Origin of the sequence: Streptomyces sp. NBC_00876 (assembly GCF_045207435.1) — a bacterium.
In the GTDB taxonomy this organism is placed as follows: Bacteria; Actinomycetota; Actinomycetes; order Streptomycetales; family Streptomycetaceae; genus Streptomyces.
Window position 1 is genome coordinate 6,690,063 of the sequence record NZ_CP108800.1, and the last position, 19,299, is coordinate 6,709,361.

Consider the following 19,299-nt stretch of genomic DNA (forward strand, 5'->3'; position numbering starts at 1 on the left):
AGAGAGGCCACCATGCACAGCAACCTCATCGTTGCCCGGATGGAACTCGGCAGCGCCGACGAAGTCGCCCGTCTCTTCGGCGAGTTCGACACCACCGACATGCCCCACCGGATGGGCACCCGCCGCCGCCAGCTGTTCACGTACCGCGGGCTCTACTTCCACCTTCAGGACTTCGACGGCGAGGACGGCGGCGAGCGCATCGAGGCAGCCAAGTCGGACAGCCGGTTCATCGGCATCAGCGACGACCTCAAGCCCCACATCGCGGCCTACGACCCCGCCACCTGGCGCTCACCGGCCGACGCCCTCGCCCGGCGCTTCTACCACTGGAGCGCCAAGTGAGCGCCGCCCCGGCCGGACCGGAGCGCCGCGTCGTCATCACCGGCGTGGGCGTCACCGCCCCCGGCGCCCTCGGCACCAAGGACTTCTGGCAGCTCATCTCGCAGGGCCGCACCGCGACGCGCCGGATCTCCCTCTTCGACCCCTCGCCGTTCCGCTCCCAGATCGCCGCGGAGGTCGACTTCGACCCCGAGCTCGCGGGCCTGGGCCCGCAGGAGGTCAGGCGCATGGACCGGGCCGCCCAGTTCGCCGTGGTCACCGCCCGCGAGGCCGTCCACGACAGCGGGCTCGACTTCGCGGCCCTCGACCCGGTACGCACCGGAGTCACCATCGGCAGCGCCGTCGGAGCCACCACCGGACTCGACCAGGAATACCGCACGGTCAGCGACGGTGGCAGGCTCGACCTGGTCGATCACCGCTACGCCGTTCCGCACCTGTACAACTTCCTGGTCCCGAGCTCCTTCGCCACCGAGGTCGCCTGGGCCGTAGGCGCCGAAGGTCCCGGCACGGTCGTCTCCACCGGCTGCACCTCCGGTATCGACGCCATCGGCCACGCCGTCGGAGTCATCAGGGACGGACTCGCCGATGTGATGGTGGCCGGCGCCACCGACGCCCCGATCTCCCCGATCACGGTGGCCTGCTTCGACGCCATCAAGGCCACCACCCCCCGCAACGACGACCCCGCACACGCCTCCCGTCCCTTCGACTCCAGCCGCAACGGATTCGTCCTCGGCGAGGGCGCCGCCGTCTTCGTCCTGGAGGAGCTCGGCAGCGCCCGCCGCAGGGGAGCCCACATCTACGCGGAGATCGCCGGGTACGCCACCCGCTCCAACGCCTTCCACATGACCGGACTGCGGCCCGACGGCAAGGAGATGGCCGAGGCGATCCGGGTGGCGCTGGACGAGGCGCGGCTCGACGCCGAGGACATCGACTACATCAACGCCCACGGCTCCGGCACGAAGCAGAACGACCGCCACGAGACCGCGGCCTTCAAGCGGAGCCTCGGCGAGCACGCCTACCGGACCCCGGTCTCCTCGATCAAGTCGATGGTCGGCCATTCGCTCGGCGCCATCGGATCCATCGAGATCGCCGCGTCCGTGCTCGCCATGGAGCACCATGTCGTCCCGCCCACGGCCAACCTCCACAACCCCGACCCCGAGTGCGACCTCGACTACGTGCCGCTGACCGCCCGCGACCGGCACACCGACGCGGTGCTGTCCGTCGGCAGCGGCTTCGGCGGATTCCAGAGCGCCGTCGTCCTCGCCCGACCCGATCGGAGCACCCGATGAGCGCAGAGACCGTGGTCACCGGAATCGGCGTCGCCGCCCCCAACGGCCTCGGCCTGGAGACCTACTGGCAGGCCACACTCGCCGGCCGGCGGGCCATCGCCCCGCTGACCCGCTTCGACCCCACGCCCTACCCCTCCCGGCTGGCCGGCGAGATCACCGGCTTCGAAGCAGGCGACCTCCTGCCGGGCCGGCTCCTGCCGCAGACCGACCGGATGACGCGGCTCTCGCTCGTCGGCGCCGACTGGGCCCTCGCCGACGCGAACGTCACCCCGGCGGACCTGCCCGACTACGACGTCGGCGTGATCACCGCCGGCCACTCCGGCGGCTTCGAGTTCGGCCAGAACGAGCTCAAGGCCCTGTGGAGCAAGGGCGGCCCCTACGTCTCCGCGTACCAGTCCTTCGCCTGGTTCTACGCGGTCAACAGCGGACAGATCTCCATCCGCACCGGGGCCCGGGGGCCGAGCAGCGTCGTCGTCAGCGACCAGGCCGGCGGCCTCGACGCCCTCGCCCAGGCACGACGACAGGTCCGCAAGGGCACTCCCGTCGTCGTCGCCGGCGCCGTGGACGCCTCCCTGTGCTCCTGGGGCTGGGTGGCGCAGATCGCCGGCGGCCGCCTCACCACCTCCGAGGACCCCGAACGCGCCTACCTCCCCTTCGACGCCGACGCCTCCGGACACGTACCGGGGGAGGGAGGGGCCCTCCTCGTCGTCGAGGAGGCCGAGCACGCCCGCCGCCGGGGCGCCCCCCGGGTGTACGGGGAGATCGCCGGCCACGCCTCCACGATGGACCCGCGGCCCGGCAGCGGACGCGCCCCGGGACTCCAGCGGGCGATCGAGCTCGCCCTGGCCGACGCCGGCAGCGAACCGGCCGACGTCGACGTCGTGTTCGCCGACGCCGCCGCCCTGCCGGAACTCGACCGGGCGGAGGCCGAGGCGCTCACCAAGGTCTTCGGACCGCGCGGGGTGCCGGTCACCGCGCCCAAGACCATGACCGGGCGCCTGTACTCCGGCGCCGCGCCCCTCGACGTCGCCGCCGCCCTGCTCTCCCTGCGGGACGGCGTCATCCCGCCGACCGTCGGCTCCACCCTCGCCGAGGGGTACGAGATCGACCTCGTCGGCTCCCGGCCCCGCCCCGCCGCACTGCGCACCGCGCTGGTCCTCGCCCGGGGACAGGGCGGCTTCAACTCCGCGCTCGTCGTGCGCGCCGCCGCCGGCCACGGGTGACGCACCAGCGACCCCGCCAACCGCGCACCGGCCCCACCCGCACCGCACCACCTTCCGCGCCACGCCGCACCACGCCGTGCCACACCACGTCACGCCACGCCGCACCACGCCGCACCGCGTCCACACCACGCCACGCCACGCCACGCCACGAAAGGCTCCGCCATGTCCTTGCCCGGCACCCACACCGTCTTCGCCCTCGACGACCTGCGCCGCATCCTGCGGGAGGCCGCCGGAGCCGAGGAGGGTGTCGACCTCGACGCCGACATCCTCGACACCACCTTCGACGCCCTCGGCTACGAGTCGCTCGCCCTGCTGGAGACGGGCGGCCGGATCGAGCGCGAATACGGCATCGCGCTCGACGACGACACCCTGACCGACGCCGACACCCCCCGGGCACTGATCGACGTGGTCAACACCCAGCTGACCGCCGCCCGCACCGTCTGAGGAGCCCTCATGTCCCAGCACACCGGTCCCGTCGCCCTCGTCACCGGCGCCACCAGCGGCATCGGCCTCGCCGTCGCCCGGCTGCTCGCCGGCCAGGGCCACCGCGTCTTCATCGGAGCGCGCAGCGACGACAACGTCACCGCCACCGTCAAGGAACTGCGGGCGGAGGGGCTGGACGTCGACGGCGCCACCCTCGACGTCCGGTCGGCCGACGACGTCCGCACGTTCGTCGCCGCCGCCGTGGACCGCTACGGCACGGTCGACGTCCTCGTCAACAACGCCGGCCGCAGCGGGGGAGGGGTCACCGCGGACATCGCCGACGAGCTCTGGGACGACGTCATCGACACCAACCTCAACAGTGTCTTCCGCGTCACCCGGGAGGTCCTGAACGCCGGTGGCCTGCGCGGCAAGGACCGCGGCCGGATCATCAACATCGCCTCCACCGCCGGCAAACAGGGCGTCGTCCTCGGCGCCCCGTACTCCGCCTCCAAGCACGGCGTGGTCGGTTTCACCAAGGCGCTCGGCAACGAACTGGCCCCGACCGGAATCACCGTCAACGCCGTGTGCCCCGGCTATGTGGAGACGCCCATGGCCCAGCGCGTGCGCGAAGGCTACGCCGCCGCCTACGCCACCACCGAGGACGCGGTCCTGGAGAAGTTCACCGCCAAGATCCCGCTGGGCCGCTACTCCACCCCCGAGGAGGTCGCCGGCCTGGTCGGCTACCTCGCCTCCGACACCGCCGCCTCCATCACCGCGCAGGCCCTCAACGTCTGCGGCGGCCTCGGCAACTTCTGACGCGTTTTCAGCACGCCTCACCGACAGGAGACTTCACCATGACGACCCGCAAGGTCGAGCACGAGATCACCGTCCGCGCCGCCGCTTCGGACGTCTACCGGCTGCTCGCCGAGGTCGAGAACTGGCCCCGGCTCTTCCCGCCCTCCGTCCACGTCGAGCAGCTGGAGGTCGACGGCGACCAGGAGCGCATCAGGATCTGGGCCACCGCCAACGGCGAGGCCAAGAGCTGGACCTCCATCCGCGTCCTGGACCCCGAGGGGCTGCGGATCCGCTTCTGGCAGGAGATACCCGCCCACCCCGTGGCCGAGATGACCGGGACCTGGATCCTCGAGCCCCTCGACGGGGGACGGACCCGGGTGCGGCTCCTCCACGAGTACCGGGCCGTCGACGACGACCCGGAGAAGCTGATCTGGATCGACGAGGCCGTCGACCGCAACAGCCGGGCCGAGCTGCCCGGTCTGCGGACCAACCTCGAACTCGGCGCCACCGACGCCGAGCTGTCCCTCTCCTTCGAGGACTCCGTGCGCATCGACGGCTCCGCCAAGGACGTGTACGACTTCCTCAACGAGGCCACGCTCTGGTCCGAGCGGCTCCCGCACGTCGCCGGTGTCCGGCTCACGGAGGACACCCCCGGCCTCCAGATCCTGCGCCTGGACACCCGTACCAAGGACGGATCGACGCACACCACCGAATCCGTCCGGGTCTGCTTCCCCCACCGCAGGATCGCCTACAAGCAGACCACCCTGCCGGGACTGCTCACCCTGCACACCGGCTACTGGCAGATCGACGAGGACGCCGACGGAACCACCACCGCCACCTCCCAGCACACCGTCGTCCTGGACGCCGGGAAGATCACCGAGATCCTCGGCAGCGACGCCGGCGTCCCCGAGGCCCGCGCCTACATCCGCGACGCCCTCGGCGGCAACAGCCGCGCCACCCTGGGCCACGCCAGGCAGTACGCGGAAACCCGGCGTTGACCGGGCCGGGGGCCGGGGCCCCGGCGGCCGACGTGATCGTCGTCGGGGCGGGACCCGTCGGGCTGCTCCTCGCCGGTGAACTGCGCCTCGGCGGCGCACGGGTGACCGTACTGGAGCAACTCGCCGAACCCACCACGGAGTCCCGGGCGTCCACCCTGCACAGCCGCACCCTGGACATCCTCCAGGACCGCGGCGTGCTGCGACGCCTGGGCACCCTGCCCGGCGGCGGACCCGGCCACTTCGGCGGGCTCCGCCTCGACCTCGCCGAAGCGGAACCCGGCCACCCGCACGCCGGACAGTGGAAATGCCCGCAGGCCCGGCTGGAGGCCGTCCTGACCCAATGGGCCACCGGCCTCGGGGCCCGGGTCAGGCGCGGACACCGCGTCACGGGTATCGCACCCCACCCCTACCGGGTGGACGTCGAGCACACCGGCGCCGACGGCACCGCGCACCACTGTGCGGCCGCCTTCGTCGTCGGCTGCGACGGCGAACGCAGCACCGTCCGGCGCCTCGGCGGTTTCGAACTCACCGGCGAGGACGGCACGCTGGAGATGCTGCGCGCGGACGTGGCCGGCCTCGACGTGCCCGACCGGCGCTTCGAGCGGCACCCGCACGGACTGGCCACCGCACACCGCTGGCCCGACGGCTCCACCCGCGTGATGGTCCACCTCTTCGGTACGCCGCCCGGCCGGCGCACCGGGCCGCCCTCCTTCACGGAGGTCGCCGATGCCTGGGCCGAGGTCACCGGCGAGGACATCGCCCACGGCACCCCGCTCTGGCTGAACGCGTTCGACAACACCAGCCGGCAGGCGACCGCCTACCGGCGCGGCCGGGTCCTGCTCGCAGGCGACGCCGCCCACGTCCAGATGCCGGTGGGCGGCCAGGCACTCAACCTGGGCCTCCAGGACGCCGCCGCCCTCGGGCCCCGCCTCGCCGCCCGCGTCACCGGCCGCGCCGACGACGGCGGACTCGACGCCTACCACCGAGAACGCCACCCGGCGACCGCCCGCGCGCTCACCGGGATCCGGGCCCAGGCGCGGCTGCTGCTCGGCGGCCCCGAGGTCGACGGAGTACGCGAGGTCCTCGCCGAACTCCTGGACCTGGGCGCCGTCCGGCGCCATCTCGCCCGGACCGTCACCGGACTCGACACACCCCTACCGCCCGCAACCACAGGGAGCTGACCATGAGCAACAGGCTCGAAGGCAGGACCGCACTCGTCACCGGATCAAGCCGGGGCATCGGACGCGCCATCGCGATCCGGCTCGCCCGCGAGGGCGCCCTCGTCGCCGTCCACTACGCCCACGACGAGAAGTCCGCCGACGCGACGCTGGAGACCATCGAGCAGGAGGGCGGCCACGGCTTCACCGTCCGCGCCGAACTCGGCGTCCCCGGCGACGTCCACGAACTCTTCCTCGGTCTGGAACGCGGACTGAAGGAGCGCACCGGCGAGACCACCCTCGACATCCTCGTCAACAACGCGGGCGAGACCACCCAGAACGGCGTCGCGCCCGAGGACGTCACCCCCGAGCAGTTCGACCGCTTCTTCGCCGTCAACGCCAAGGCCCCCTACTTCCTGATCCAGCGCGCCCTGCCGTCCATCCCCGAGGGAGGCAGGATCGTCAACATCTCCTCCGGGCTGACCCGGGTCGCCAACCCCGGCCAGGTGGCGTACGCCATGACCAAGGGCGCCGTCGAACAGCTCACCCTCCACCTGGCCCGGCAGCTCGCCCCCCGCGGCATCACCATCAACAGCGTCGCGCCCGGGATCACCGACAACGGGAGCCCCGTCTTCGACATCCCCGAAGCGGTGGCGGAGATGGCCAAGCTGTCCGCCTTCCAGCGCGTGGGAGAGGCCGGGGACGTCGCCGACGTCGTCACCTTCCTCGCCACCGACGAGGCCCGCTGGATCACCGGCTCCTTCGTCGACGCCACCGGCGGCACCCTCCTCGGCTGAGCCCGCCGGGACCGCCCGAACGCGTCGGCCATCCACCTTCGAAAGGCACCTGTCATGGACGTCGGACTCCTCTTCGACCTGCGCAACCCCGACCAGTGGCACCGCCCCTGGGCCGACCACTACGCGCGGACCCTGGAGTTCTGCGAGGAAGCGGACCGCCGGGGCGCGGGCGGCCTGTGGTTCACCGAGCACCACCGCTTCGAGGACGGCTACCTGCCCCAGCCGCTGACCTTCGCGGCGGCCGTCGCCGCCCGGACCAGCCGCGCCCGCATCGGCACCTCCGTCGTCCTGCCGGCCCTGCACCACCCCGTCGACATCGCCGAGCAGGCCGCGATCGTCGACATCCTCAGCGACGGCCGGCTCGAACTCGGCCTCGGCGCCGGCTACCGCGTCCCCGAGTACACGCTCTTCGACGCCGACTTCGGCCACCGCTTCGCCCGGACCGAGGAACGCATCGCCGAGATCCTGCGCCTGTGGCGCGAGCGCGGCATCACCCCCCTGCCGGTCCAGGACCCGCCGCCGGTCTGGGGCGGCTTCTACGGGCCCCGAGGCGCCCGGCTGGCCGGCCGGCTCGGCATCGGACTGCTGCACATCTCACGCGAACGCTTCGCGCAGTACCGGGAGGGCCTGGCCGAGGGCGGCCACGACCCGGCGACCGCCCGCGTGAGCGATCTGGTCCCCCTCCTGCTCTCCCGCGACCCGGAGGCCGCCTGGCACCGCATCGGCCCGCACCTGGTCCACCAGGTGAACTCCTACCGTCAAGGAGCCCTCCAGGGCACCGCCTTCGACGGCCCGCCGCCGCTGACCATCGAGGACCTGCGCGACCCGGACGCCAAGGACCGGCGCGGACTGCTCGACATCCTCACCCCCGAGGACGCCGCCGTCCGCATCAAGGAGCTGACCGCGGGCCTGCCCGTGAAGCACCTCATCTTCTGGGCGAGCATCGCCGGCATGCCCGACGACCTGGTCGCCGAGAACCTGGAGCTGGTCACCGAGCAGCTGCCGCGCCTGCTGCCATGACGCGCACCGGCCGGCCCTCCGCCGGACGCGGGTGGGCGCTGCTGCTCATCCTCTCCGGGAACATGGTCCTGGACGCGATCGAGGTGTCACTCGTCCTGGTCGCCCTGCCGGTGATCGCCGGCGACCTGGATCTGTCGCTGCTGACCGTGCAATGGCTGATGAGCGGCTTCGCCCTCGGGTTCGCGGCCCTGCTGACCACCGGACGGCGGCTCGCCGCGCGCTTCGGCAGGCGGCGGGTCTACTTCGCCGCGATGCTCGGCTTCGCCGTCGCGTCCGTGGCGGGCGGACTGGCGGACGGGCCCGCCCTGCTCATCGCCACCCGGGTGGTCAAGGGCGCGTGCGCGGCGCTCACCGCGCCGATGGGGCTCGCCATCATCGGCACCGCCTATCCCGAGGGCCCGGAGCGGCGGCGGGCCGTCTCGGTCTACTCGCTGTTCGGGGCCGCCGGATTCACCGCCGGGCTCCTGCTGTCCGGAGCGCTCCTGGAGGCGGGCTGGCGCTGGATCTTCCTCCTGCCCGCCCCCGTAGCCCTCCTCCTCCTGCTGTGGGGGCTGCGCCTGGTCCCCCGCGAGGAGGACGTCCCGCCGCCCCCGGCCACCGGCCGCGCCCGGCCCCCCGGGGCGCGCGAGGCCGTACTGCTGCGCACCTGTCTGGGCGCGGCCGCACTCAACGGCACGTACCACGGGCTGCTGTTCCTGCTCACCTTCCAGACACAGGCGGAGCTCGGCCTGTCGCCCTGGCTCGGCGCGCTCGCACTGCTGCCCGCCTGCGTGCCGCTCGCCGTGACCGTGCCCTTCGCCGGGGCCCTGGTGCGGCGTTACGGAACCGGACGGCTCATCGCGCTGGGCGCGGCGGCGCCCCTGCTCGGATATCTGCTCGCGCTGTACCGGCCCCCCTCCGACGCGTACCTCACCGGCACGCTGCCCGTCCTGCTCCTCGTCGGCGCGGGGTTCGTGCTCTCCTTCGCGGCCCTCAACATGCGGGCCGCCGAAGCCGTCCCGCCGGCCCGCCGTGCCACGGCGATCCCGCTCTACCAGACGGCCGTGCAACTCGGCGCGGTCCTGATCCTTCCGCTCACCGCCTGGCTCCTGACCGTCTTCGACGACCGGCGCCCCGCCCTCGCCCTGCTGGCCGCCGCGGCGGCCGCCGGCCTGGCGGCCGCCCTCCCCGGACTCCGCGACGCCGGACGTCCCCGCCCACTCCTTCAGAAGGAAGCCGCATGACCCGCTCCGCACCTCCGCTCTCCCTCGCCGTCATCACGGCCAGCGTCCGCGACGGACGCCTCGGCCCGACCCCGGCCGACTGGTTCACCCGGCAGGCCCGCGCCCGGCCCGAGCTGGACGTCCGCACCGTCGACCTGCTCGCCCACCCCCTGCCCCTGGTGCTACCCGCGCCGGGCCAGGAACCGCCCGCCGACGTGATCCCGCACCGGGACGCGCTGCGTACGGCGCTCGCCGGGTCCGACGCCTTCGTCGTGGTGACCCCCGAGTACAACCACAGTTTTCCCGCCGCCCTCAAGAACGCCCTGGACTGGTTCCTGGCCGAATGGGCCGCGAAGCCCGTCGGCTTCGTCTCCTACGGCGGAGTGGCCGGCGGCCTGCGCGCCGTCGAGCAACTGCGGCTGGTCTTCGCCGAACTGCACGCCGTCACCGTCCGCGAGACCGTCAGCTTCCACACGGCCTGGGAGGCCTTCGACGGTGGAGGAGAACCACTCGACACCAAGGGCAGCGAAGGCGCCGCCGACGTCCTGCTCGACCAACTGGTCTGGTGGGGAGACGCGTTGCGCACAGCGCGGGCGGAACAGCCTTATGGGCGCTGAGAACCGGGCCGCCGCAGGCCGCGGCCCCGACATCGCCCGCCCGGACGTCACCTCGGTCCACATCACGCACTGGTACGCCCCCGACCGGGCCGCCGCCCTCGCCCTGCTGGACGACGTGTCCGCCCAGTGGGCCGCCGCCGCATGGCCGAAGGGGCTGCTCTCCTTCCACGCGTATCTGAGCACGGACGGCGACACCGTCCTCACCTATGTCCAGGCCACCCGCCCCACGGCCCACCACGACCTCGTCCGGACGCTGCACGGCCCGGCGGCCGCCGCGGCCGTCTCCTACCGGCTGCACACCAGCATCGTCCTGGACCACTCCGGAACACCGCCGGGCGCCGTCGTCGTCGCCACCTTCGACGTCGACGGCGCCGAGCGCCAGGAACGGATCGTCGAATCCGTCGCCAAGGCCGTCACCGAGGCACCGCCCGCCCAGCGCGAGGGCATGATCGGCGCCCACTTCCACACCGCCACGGACGGCAGCCGGGTACTCAACTACGCGGAGTGGACCGGCGACGAGGCGCATCTGGCGTTCCTCGACGGGGCCGCCCGTGCGGCGACCCTCCGGGCCACCGGCGCGACCCCCGGGGTGCGCCCCATCGGCTTCCGCCGCTTCCACCTCCACCACGGCATCACCCCCGACAGGAGCGAGACATGACCATTCTGGTGACCGGAGCGCGCGGCCGGGTCGGCGCCGCCGTCGTGCGCGGACTGCTCGCCCAGGGGGAGAAGGTCCGGGCCGCGAGCACCGACCCCGATTCCCTGACGGCGCTGCCCGACGAGGTGGAGCGGACCCGGCTGGACCTGGCCTCGCCGCAGAACCTGCGCGAGGTGCTCCACGGCATACAGAAGATCTTCCTGTACGCGCAGCCGGCCGGCGCCGCCCGTCTGACCGAGGCCGCGGCGGCGGCCGGAGCCGGGCACATCGTGCTGCTCTCCTCGCTCGCCATCGACACCGACGGGGCGGGCACGAGCCCGATCGCCCAGCAGCATCTGCTCGTGGAGGACGTGCTGCGGGCCTCGGGGCTCGGCTGGACCTTCGTGCGGCCCGGCGGTTTCGCCACCAACGCACTCCAGTGGGCACCGGACGTACGGGCCGGGCGTCCGCTGCGGCTCGCCTATCCCGAGACCTACAGCGAACCGGTGCACGAGTCCGATGTCGCGGACGTCGCGGTCCGCGCGCTCCTGGACGAGGCCCACCGGGGTGCCACGCTGCGGGTCACCGGACCGCAGTCCCTTCCGGCGCGGCGGCAGGCGGAGCTGGTCGCGGCGGCCGCGGGCCGCGAGGTCCTGGTGCGGCTGATCTCGCCGCAGGAGTACCGGGAACAGCTCACCGCCTTCCTGCCCGCACCGTTGGCCGACACCCTCCTGGACTACCAGGCGGCGCGGGACGGACGGCCGCAGAAGACATCCGACGACGTACAGGCGGTCCTGGGCCGTCCGGCGCTGTCCTTCGCACGGTGGGCGAAGGACAACGCCGACGCCTTCCGCTGACCGGCCACGGCCCCGACGCGATGAGCGGCGCCCCCGGTGGGGGCGCCGCTCATCGCTGTCGCGGTCCTACCACTGGACGGGCAGGCGGCTGACACCCCGCATCACGCGGTTGGTGTTCCACTCGACCTCGTCGGCCGGCACCGCGAGCCGCAGCCCCGGCAGCCGGCGCACCAAGGTCTCTATGACCGTACGGAGTTCGAGGCGGGCGAGCGGGGCGGCGGGGCAGTGGTGCGGCCCGTGCCCGAACGCCACATGCGGGTTGACCGCCCGGCTGAAGTCCAGTTCCTCCGGGTTCTCGAAGACGGCCTCGTCCCGGTTGGCGGCGTCGTTCTGCGCGACCACCGCGTCACCGGCGCGCACCAGCTGCCCGGCGAGCTCGAAGTCCTCCACGGCGATCCGGGAGAACGGCGCCACGCTGGTGGCGAGCGGGGTGTACCGCAGCAGCTCCTCGACCGCGCCGGGCACCAGCGTGGGGTCCTTGACCAGGGACTCCCACAGCAGCGGCCGGGAGAGCAGGGTGTAGAGGAAGTTGCCGGTCTGGTTGGCGGTCGTCTCGTGCCCCGCGGTGAGCAGATCGACGGCGAACACGGCGAGTTCGCCCTCGGTCAGCCGGTCGTCACCCTCGCGCGAGGTGACCAGGCGGCTCAGCAGGTCATCGCCGGGCTCGGCGATGCGCCGTGCGATCAGCTCCCGCAGATAGGCGTCGAGGCTGTCCCGGGCCGCCTGGATGGTCGACGGATCGGCGACCGTCAGCGCCATCATCGCGTCGGTCCATTCACGGAACCGCCCGCGGTCCTCGACGGGCACACCGAAGGTCTCGCAGATCACCGTGATGCCCATGGGCCAGGCCAGTCCGGAGGCCAGGTCCGCCGGGGACCCCGACTCCTCCAGCCGGTCCACGAGGGCGTCGACGACCGCCTGCACCCGCGGCTGGACGGCGGCCACCTGACGGGCGGTGAACGCCTTCGCCGCGAGCCGGCGAAGGCGTGTGTGGTCCGGCGGATCCATGCTGAGGAGGGAGTCGGCCTGCTGGATCAGCGGGCTGGAGCGCGGGACGTCCTTGCCGACGGCGGCCGCCCGGCTCAGCCGGGGATCGGAGAGCGCGGCGCGTACATCCGCGTACCGGGTCACCATCCAGGCGTCCCCGCCGTGCGGCATCGTGACCCGCGCGACGGGCTCGTCGCGCCGCAGCGCCGCATAGGCCGGATCGAGGTCGAGGCGTTCGGAGGTGAAGCCGGAGGAGTGGTAGGGGCAGGAGGAGAGGGAATTCGGATTTCCGGAATCGGTCGTCGTCATCGGACGGTCTCCGTCTGTGAGGTGAACCAGCACGCGGTCCCTGCCGACTCTAGATTCGGCCGTTTTCCGTCTCGGTCAGCCGGTTCATCACATCTCGACAATTCGATGTCAGGAAAAGGAAAACCGGCGGGACGGGAGCGGGCCGGGAGACATGGACGTCCCCCGGCCCGCAGCCGTGTCCTACTCGTGTCCGACTCTGAACCCCACCCCGCGGACCGTCCGTATCCAGCTGCTCCGCCCCAGCTTGCTGCGCAGGGAGCTGACATGGGTGTCCACGGTGCGGGTCGCCCGGGGGCCGAGCAGATGAGGCATCGGGTCCTCCCAGATCTCCGTCATCAGCCGCTGCCGGCTGACGACGCTCTCGGAGTGCCGGGCGAGGTAGTAGAGCAGATCGAATTCCTTGCGGGTGAGATCGACGGGGCTCCCGCGCAGCAGGACCTCGCGGGACGCGGCATTGATACGCAGAGTGCCGATCGACAGGACCGTCAGGGATTCCCTTAATCCGGGCCGGGCGTGCCGGCGCCGGGTCACGGCCTCGATACGTGCCACCAGTTCGCGGAATTCGTAGGGCTTGTCGAGGCAGTCGTCCGCGCCGGCCCGGAGGCCGAGTACCCGGTCGAGTTCGCTGCCGCTGTCGGTGAACGTGATGATCGGTGTGTCCGCTTCCTCGCGGATACGCCGGCAGACTTCCAGGCCGTCGATGTCGGGCAGGTCGAGGTCGAGCAGGACGATGTCCGCACCACGGTGTGCGTCCAGTGCCGTCGCGCCGTTGCCGACGGAGGCCACGCCGTACCCATGGCGTTCGAGCGCCCGGGACAGTTCGCCGCTGCTGTTGTGTGAGTCCTCCACCACGAGAATCTGCACGATGTCTCCCTTGATCCGATCGAGTACGCGCACGCAGTCGATGTTCTCTGCGGAGCCCCGGATCCGATGGCACGTGTCGACGGTCTTAAAGAAGCGTTCACGGAGGTTCATGAACGCTTCGCGTACGACCGGTCTCACCTGCCGTGGTGCTTCAACTCAAGAGCTGGTGACCGGAGTTGGCGCACCGTATGCCTGAAGGAAGGTCCGGACCGCCGAGTGCGCCACCTGGCGGATCTCCGCCTCGGGCACGGCTCGGGTGCCGAGCTGGGACCGGGCCTCCATCGGACCGGTCAGCAGGGCGAGGAAATGTTCGGCCGCCTCCGCCGGATCGCAGGGCCTCAGCCGGCCGGACAGGGCCAGCCGGGCCAGTCGGTCGGCCAGCGCTTCCTTGAGCCGGCTCGCACCCCGTCCCCAGACGATCTCCAGCAGGTCCGGGAACTGGGTGATTTCCGCGTAGAGCAGGCGGCGCAGCGCCCAGGACTGCTCGTTGCAACATCGCAACAGCAGGCGGTGCGCCAGGACTTCGAGCCGGGCGGACACGTCGTCCTGCGGTGCGGTGGCGCTCGCGCCCGTCCCGCCCTCGGCGGGGAACAGCTCGACGACGGCGAGGTTCTGCGCCATCACGTCGTCGGCCGCGGCCTCCATCGCGCTGCGGAAGACGTTCTGCTTGTCGCCGAGGTGGTTGTACACGGTGTGCTTGGCGACTCCCGCGACCTCGGCGATCTCCTCCATGCAGGCGCGGGCGTAACCCCGCTCCGCGAACACGGTGAAGGCAGCGCTCAGGATCGCCTGCCGCTTGTCGATGCGGCCTCGCGACGGGGTCTTGGGGGTACTCGTTCCGCTCACACCGCCATCGTACCCACCCGGGCCGAAAAATGCACTGGCACGTGCAATAAAATAGGACGGGGCGTTGAAAACGAACGAGCGAGTGCCCTACGCTGCACTCGCCAGTGCAATTCTCGCTCGATCTCACCGGAGACAGTCATGGCGCATACACAGGACGAACGTCTGGATCCCGCCCTGCGGCGGTTGATCGGCGTGATCCTGTTGGGCGGGATCATGGGGATCCTCGACGGCTCGATGATCGCCGTCGCGGCCGACACCCTGGCCCACGAGTTCGACACATCGCTGTCCACCATCAGCTGGGTGTCCACCAGCTACCTGCTCGCGCTCACCGTCTCGATCCCGGTCACCACCTGGGCGGTGGACCGGTTCGGCGGACGCCGGCTGTGGCTGCTCGGCCTCGTCGTCTTCCTGGCCGGCTCGGTCGCCTCCGGCCTCGCCTGGAACGCGCCCAGCCTCATCGTCTTCCGGATCGTCCAGGGCCTCGGCGCCGGACTGCTCGACCCGCTGATGCTCACCCTGCTGGCCCGCGCCTCCGGACCCGCCCGCGCCGGGCGCGTCATGGGCCTGATGGGCGTCGTCGGCTCCAGCGGCCCGGTGTTCGGCCCGGTCGTCGGCGGCATCATCCTCCAGGGCGCCGACTGGCGCTGGATGTTCCTGGTCAACGTACCCATCGGCCTCGTCGCCCTGGTGCTCGCGCTGAAGTACCTGCCCGCGGACACCCCCGCCGAGAAGTCGTCCGCGGGCAAGCTCGACATCCTCGGGCTCGCCCTCATCGGACCGGGCGTCGCGGCCGGTGTCCTGGCTCTCTCGCAGGCCGCCGAGCAGGCCGCGTTCGCCGTCTGGTCGGTGCTCGTGCCGCTGACCCTGTCCGTCCTGCTGCTGGGCGGATACGCCTTCCACGCCCTTCGCCGGCCCGCCGAGGGCAAGGCCGCACCCCTCATCGACCTCCGTCTTTTCAGCCGCGGCAGCTTCGCCGCCAGCGTCACGGTCGGCTCGCTCGTCGGACTCGCCACCTTCGCCAGCCTCTTCGCGCTGCCCCTCTACCACCAACAGGTCCAGGGCCACGGCAGCTTCGAGGCCGCTCTGCTGCTCGCCCCGCTCGGCATCGGATCCGCCCTCTCCATGCCGGTGGCCGGCCGGCTCTCGGACCGGGTCGGTTCACGGAGCCTCGTACAGGCGGGCGGCGCCCTGGCGCTGCTGAGTGCCCTGGCCTTCACCCGTATCGGGGCGGACACCTCCGAAGTGTGGCCGGCGGTCGCCGCGTTCACGATCGGTGTCGGCCTCGGCGCGGTCGGCGCGCCCACGATCGCCTCGCTCTACCGCACCCTGCCCGCCTCCCTGGTCCCGCAGGGAAGCTCGGTGCTCTACATGCTCAACCAGCTCGGGGCGTCGATCGGTATCGCGGTCGTCGCGCTCGTGATGCAGACCGCGGGGGACGGGGACCCGGTCCGCGGATTCCACGCCGCGTACTGGACCGTTTCCGTCGTGCTCGTCCTCGTCCTGGCGGCGGCGACCCTGCTGCCGGGCCGCCCCGCAGCCACGCCGGCGGTTGATCCCGGTGCGGAGAATCCGGCGGAAGAGATGTCCGCATCCGTCCACGCGCTGGGAGACGGCAAGTGAATACCCTGGTCATCGCAGGTGGCACCGACGGCATCGGCAAAGCACTCGCCCAGGTGTACCTGGGCCGGGGCGACACGGTCGTCGTCATCGGCCGCAACCCCGGGAAGGGCCGCAGCTTCCTCGACGACGCGCGCGCGGCGGGCGCCGATGGACGGGCCTTCTTCATCACCGCCGACCTCAGCCTGCTCGCGGAGACCTCCCGCGCCGCCGAGGAGATCCGCGCCGCGTTCCCGACGGTCGACGCGCTGGTGCTGTGCGCCCGTCACTACCGTTCCCGCCGTACGGAGACCGCCGAGGGGTACGAGGAGAACTTCGCGCTGTTCTATCTGAGCCGCCATGTGCTCGGCCAGGCGCTCGCCGAGCCGCTCTCCCGGGCGCAGCACCCGGTCGTCGTCAATGTGGCCGGACCGGGAGCAGGCCTCGAGCTCGTCCAGTGGGACGATCTCCAGCTCAGCCGCCGCTACCACGGCGGGGCCGCGCTCGGCCAGGGCGGAAAGCTCAACGACCTGCTGGGCGTCTCCTATGCCGAACAGTACGGACCGGCCGGGATCCGCTACGTACTGATCCACCCCGGCGTCACCGCCACCGGCTTCTCCGGCGAGTACGACGCCGAGACACTGCCCCACATCCGGTCGATGCAGCAGCACGCGAAGCCCGTCGGGGCCGCGCTGCCGCCGATCATCGACGCCATCGACAAACCCCCCGCCGAGGCGCTCAGCGCATTCGTGGAGGGCCATCGCATTCCGGTCGACACCCGGGGCTTCGAACCGGCGGCCGCACGCCGGCTGCGCGGCCTCACCGACCAGCTCCTTGCGGGGAGTTGACACTTCTGACGAAGACCTGAGACAGCGGCCCTGGGAACCGGACATCCGGCCGAGGAGACTGAGGAGGCGCCCGCCGCCTCCTCAGCCCTCCCGCAGGAACCGACTCCCAGGAGCTGCACCATGTCCTACGTTTCCGCCGACCCCGTACGCGCCGTACTCGACGATCCGCGCAGTGCGGCCGTCCTCGTCACCACCTTCGCCACCCGTGGACCGCAGGACACCCGGCGGACCGCCGAGCAGGCCGTCGCCGAGGCACGCGGCGGACCGTGGCCCGAGGGACTGCTCTCCCTGACCGTCTACACCAGCGGTGACGAGGACTCCGTCCTCACGTACGCCCAGTGGGCCGCCGAGGACCGGTTGCCGGCTCCCGGCGGCCGGGCCGGCACCGTCTCCCGGGCGTTCCGCCACTACCGGGCGGTCCGCGGCACCGCTGTCGGGGTACCGGCCCCCGTACCGGAGTCGTTCCCCGTGGCGTTCTTCCCCACCGAGGACGAGCAGGCCGCCCGCGCGTGGCTCGACGGGCTGCTCGCGGGGGAGGAGCGGACCGAGGGCGAGGACCGGGCCTACCCCGGCGCCATAGCCGCGCATCTGCACATCGCCGTCGACGGCGGACAGGTGCTCAGCTTCTCCGAATGGGTCGCCGAGGGGCCTGCCGTCGCCCACATCGAGGCGGTCTGGGCTCCGGTGCTCAAGGAGTTCGGCGGCACCGGCACCCTCTACCGCCACCACCGCACCCTCCTGCCCGGAAGCGCCGACACCCTTCAATGAGGGGCGTGCGGGCGGGCGTTGATGCGTCGAAGTCCATTGTCAGTGCCTCCTCATAGAGTGAATACATCACTCGGGGAGCCCCGGAAATGGAGCTGAAGCATGTCCGCCAACAGGATCAATCACAAGGTGAACCATGTCGCGCTGGTCGTGGACTGTTCGGGTTCCATGTATCAGCACCAGGGCCAGCTCATCCGCGTCGTGGACGAGTTCGTGGCGGGCCTGAAGGCCGAATCGGACAACCTCGGCCATGAGACCCGGATCAGCCTCTACTCCTTCGACCACCGGGTGGAGAACCTCGTCTGGGACATGGACGTGAAGCACCTGCCGTCCATGCGGGGTCTGTACAAGGTCAACAACGGCGCCACCGCCCTCATCGAGGCCTCCCTGAAGTCCCTGGACGATCTGGGACACATCTGGGAGGAGTACGGCGAGCACAGCTTCCTCCAGATCGTGGTGACGGACGGCGAGGAGAACGCCTCGGGCGGCGACCGCCGGCACGACGGCGACATGACCATCCTCGGCCCCTGGCTCGAGCGGATCGCAGGGACGATGGGAAGCCTGCCGGGGCACTGGACCTCGGCGATCCTCGTGCCGAATTCCCTGGCGAAGCGGACCGCCCAGAACTACGGCTTCCCGGCGGGCAACATAGCCATCTGGGACGCGGATTCCCAGAAGGGCGTCGAGGACGCGATCGGCACCGTGCGCGCCGCCGCCACCAGCTTCCTGCGCGGCCGCGAGCAGGGCGTCCGCGGCACCAGGAACCTGTTCGCGGTCGGCCAGGACATCTCGGTCGACGAGGTGCGGGCCAGCCTCGAACCGGTCTCGGTCGACAAGTACCGGCTCCTGAAGGTCGACAAGGAGGTCGAGATCCGTTCCTTCGTCGATTCGCATCCGGGCGTCACCTACCAACGCGGCTCGTGCTACTACCAGTTGGGCACCCGGGTCCAGGTCCAGCCCGACAAGGAAGTCGTCGTGGTCGAGAAGGAGACCGACCGCGCCTACACGGGCGACGCGGCGCGCAGCCTGCTGTTCGGTACGGGCATCAAAGGCACCGTCTCCGTGAAGGCGGGGAACAATCCCCAGCTGGAGGTATACGTGCAGAGCCGCTCGGTCAACCGGAAGCTCAAGCCCAACACGCGCCTGCTCATCATGCTCTGACCCACAGGAAGGCCGCACGGACAGACCCCCACGGATAGTTCCCACCGGCAGACCCCCAAGGGCAGACCCACGGACTACCTCCACCGGCTGTCACCCCTGCGGCCACACGCCGACCCGCACCCGCGTGATGGCACTGACGTAACGTGCCCCGCACCGGTCGGCCGGTACCACCAACTGGCATCCGGTCAGGTCCAGATCCTCGCCGTCCAGCCGCGTGGCCAACAGGACGGGGGAGTCACCGAAATCGGCATCGATCTCCGCCCAGGCCAGCACCGTGCGGTGACCGTCCCCGCCGGACACCGCGAGTGCGAAGCGGGAGCGGTCCTTGCGCCGCCGGGCGTCGAAGAGCGGTTGCGCGTCAAGGACCACCTCGCGCAGCAGCGGCCCCTCGAACCGGTGCCGCTGCGGGCCGTTGGCGGCGCAGTCGAAGACCACCTCGGCCCGGTGCTGCTCCCATCCGGTCCGCAGTTCACCCACTGTCAGCGTGGCCGGACGGGCGACCTCTCCCAGCACCATCAGCGAGGCGAGCCGCGCCGCAGGGATGTGGGGCTGTGCGCTCGGTCGGCTCATCA

General features: G+C 71.7%; 19 protein-coding genes and 1 pseudogene. 16 read left to right on the top strand and 4 right to left on the bottom strand.

Going from position 1 to position 19,299, the window contains the following annotated elements; genetic code table 11:
- Positions 1-12: 12 nt before the first annotated feature.
- From OG782_RS29350 to OG782_RS29405, 12 genes and pseudogenes are all read left to right on the top strand, one after another.
- Complete coding sequence (locus tag OG782_RS29350; protein WP_406456012.1) at positions 13-339, top strand: TcmI family type II polyketide cyclase; 327 nt, start codon at positions 13-15, stop codon at positions 337-339.
- Positions 336-1,625 (top strand): beta-ketoacyl-[acyl-carrier-protein] synthase family protein, encoded by a 1,290-nt coding sequence (locus tag OG782_RS29355; RefSeq protein WP_406456014.1) that lies wholly within the window; start codon positions 336-338, stop codon positions 1,623-1,625. The genes OG782_RS29350 and OG782_RS29355 overlap by 4 nt, the downstream gene beginning before the upstream one ends.
- On the top strand, positions 1,622-2,848 hold the full coding sequence (locus tag OG782_RS29360; protein ID WP_406456016.1) for a ketosynthase chain-length factor: 1,227 nt from the start codon (positions 1,622-1,624) through the stop codon (positions 2,846-2,848). Before OG782_RS29355 ends, OG782_RS29360 begins: the two co-directional genes overlap by 4 nt.
- 162 nt (positions 2,849-3,010) lie before the next feature.
- On the top strand, positions 3,011-3,292 hold the full coding sequence (locus OG782_RS29365) for an acyl carrier protein (protein ID WP_406456018.1): 282 nt from the start codon (positions 3,011-3,013) through the stop codon (positions 3,290-3,292).
- A gap of 9 nt (positions 3,293-3,301) precedes the next feature.
- Positions 3,302-4,087: a 3-oxoacyl-ACP reductase FabG gene (fabG, locus tag OG782_RS29370; protein ID WP_406456020.1), complete on the top strand. Its 786-nt coding sequence runs from the start codon at positions 3,302-3,304 to the stop codon at positions 4,085-4,087.
- 38 nt (positions 4,088-4,125) lie between these two features.
- On the top strand, positions 4,126-5,064 hold the full coding sequence (locus tag OG782_RS29375; RefSeq protein ID WP_406456022.1) for an aromatase/cyclase: 939 nt from the start codon (positions 4,126-4,128) through the stop codon (positions 5,062-5,064).
- Positions 5,061-7,018 (top strand): annotated as a pseudogene (locus OG782_RS29380) (SDR family oxidoreductase). The gene OG782_RS29375 and the pseudogene OG782_RS29380 overlap by 4 nt, the downstream one beginning before the upstream one ends.
- 54 nt (positions 7,019-7,072) lie before the next feature.
- Positions 7,073-8,038 (top strand): LLM class flavin-dependent oxidoreductase, encoded by a 966-nt coding sequence (locus tag OG782_RS29385; RefSeq protein ID WP_406456024.1) that lies wholly within the window; start codon positions 7,073-7,075, stop codon positions 8,036-8,038.
- A complete protein-coding gene (locus tag OG782_RS29390) occupies positions 8,035-9,261 on the top strand; it encodes an MFS transporter (protein ID WP_406456026.1) in 1,227 nt (408 codons plus the stop codon). Before OG782_RS29385 ends, OG782_RS29390 begins: the two co-directional genes overlap by 4 nt.
- Positions 9,258-9,857 carry an NADPH-dependent FMN reductase gene (locus tag OG782_RS29395; protein ID WP_406456028.1) on the top strand — a complete coding sequence of 200 codons (600 nt, stop codon included), beginning with the start codon at positions 9,258-9,260 and terminating at the stop codon, positions 9,855-9,857. Before OG782_RS29390 ends, OG782_RS29395 begins: the two co-directional genes overlap by 4 nt.
- The gene (locus OG782_RS29400) at positions 9,847-10,515 is read left to right on the top strand and encodes a hypothetical protein (RefSeq protein WP_406456030.1); all 669 of its coding nucleotides are present in this window, start codon (positions 9,847-9,849) and stop codon (positions 10,513-10,515) included. The genes OG782_RS29395 and OG782_RS29400 overlap by 11 nt, the downstream gene beginning before the upstream one ends.
- Positions 10,512-11,351: an SDR family oxidoreductase gene (locus tag OG782_RS29405; RefSeq protein ID WP_406456032.1), complete on the top strand. Its 840-nt coding sequence runs from the start codon at positions 10,512-10,514 to the stop codon at positions 11,349-11,351. The genes OG782_RS29400 and OG782_RS29405 overlap by 4 nt, the downstream gene beginning before the upstream one ends.
- Positions 11,352-11,417: 66 nt before the next feature.
- Here the strand turns inward: OG782_RS29405 and OG782_RS29410 are convergent, their stop codons facing one another.
- The 3 genes from OG782_RS29410 to OG782_RS29420 all read right to left on the bottom strand — a co-directional run bounded on the left by OG782_RS29410 (position 11,418) and on the right by OG782_RS29420 (position 14,357).
- Entirely contained in the window at positions 11,418-12,647 is a 1,230-nt protein-coding gene (locus OG782_RS29410; RefSeq protein ID WP_406456034.1) for a cytochrome P450, read from the bottom strand.
- Between the two features lie 180 nt (positions 12,648-12,827).
- The gene (locus OG782_RS29415; protein WP_406456036.1) at positions 12,828-13,544 is read right to left on the bottom strand and encodes a response regulator transcription factor; all 717 of its coding nucleotides are present in this window, start codon (positions 13,542-13,544) and stop codon (positions 12,828-12,830) included.
- A 123-nt stretch (positions 13,545-13,667) separates the two neighbouring features.
- The gene (locus OG782_RS29420; RefSeq protein WP_406456038.1) at positions 13,668-14,357 is read right to left on the bottom strand and encodes a TetR/AcrR family transcriptional regulator; all 690 of its coding nucleotides are present in this window, start codon (positions 14,355-14,357) and stop codon (positions 13,668-13,670) included.
- Positions 14,358-14,495: 138 nt separating this feature from the next.
- Between OG782_RS29420 and OG782_RS29425 the strand changes: the two genes are divergently transcribed.
- The 4 genes from OG782_RS29425 to OG782_RS29440 all read left to right on the top strand — a co-directional run bounded on the left by OG782_RS29425 (position 14,496) and on the right by OG782_RS29440 (position 18,727).
- Positions 14,496-15,977 carry a DHA2 family efflux MFS transporter permease subunit gene (locus OG782_RS29425; RefSeq protein WP_406456040.1) on the top strand — a complete coding sequence of 494 codons (1,482 nt, stop codon included), beginning with the start codon at positions 14,496-14,498 and terminating at the stop codon, positions 15,975-15,977.
- Positions 15,974-16,801 carry an SDR family NAD(P)-dependent oxidoreductase gene (locus tag OG782_RS29430; protein WP_406456042.1) on the top strand — a complete coding sequence of 276 codons (828 nt, stop codon included), beginning with the start codon at positions 15,974-15,976 and terminating at the stop codon, positions 16,799-16,801. Before OG782_RS29425 ends, OG782_RS29430 begins: the two co-directional genes overlap by 4 nt.
- A 120-nt stretch (positions 16,802-16,921) precedes the next feature.
- The gene (locus OG782_RS29435) at positions 16,922-17,569 is read left to right on the top strand and encodes a hypothetical protein (protein ID WP_406456044.1); all 648 of its coding nucleotides are present in this window, start codon (positions 16,922-16,924) and stop codon (positions 17,567-17,569) included.
- Between the two features lie 99 nt (positions 17,570-17,668).
- Positions 17,669-18,727, top strand: coding sequence for a VWA domain-containing protein (locus OG782_RS29440; RefSeq protein ID WP_406456046.1), 1,059 nt, complete (start codon positions 17,669-17,671; stop codon positions 18,725-18,727).
- 90 nt (positions 18,728-18,817) lie between these two features.
- Here OG782_RS29440 and OG782_RS29445 read toward each other — a convergent pair whose 3' ends face one another.
- A complete protein-coding gene (locus OG782_RS29445; protein WP_406456048.1) occupies positions 18,818-19,297 on the bottom strand; it encodes a molybdopterin-dependent oxidoreductase in 480 nt (159 codons plus the stop codon).
- Positions 19,298-19,299 lie beyond the last annotated feature (2 nt).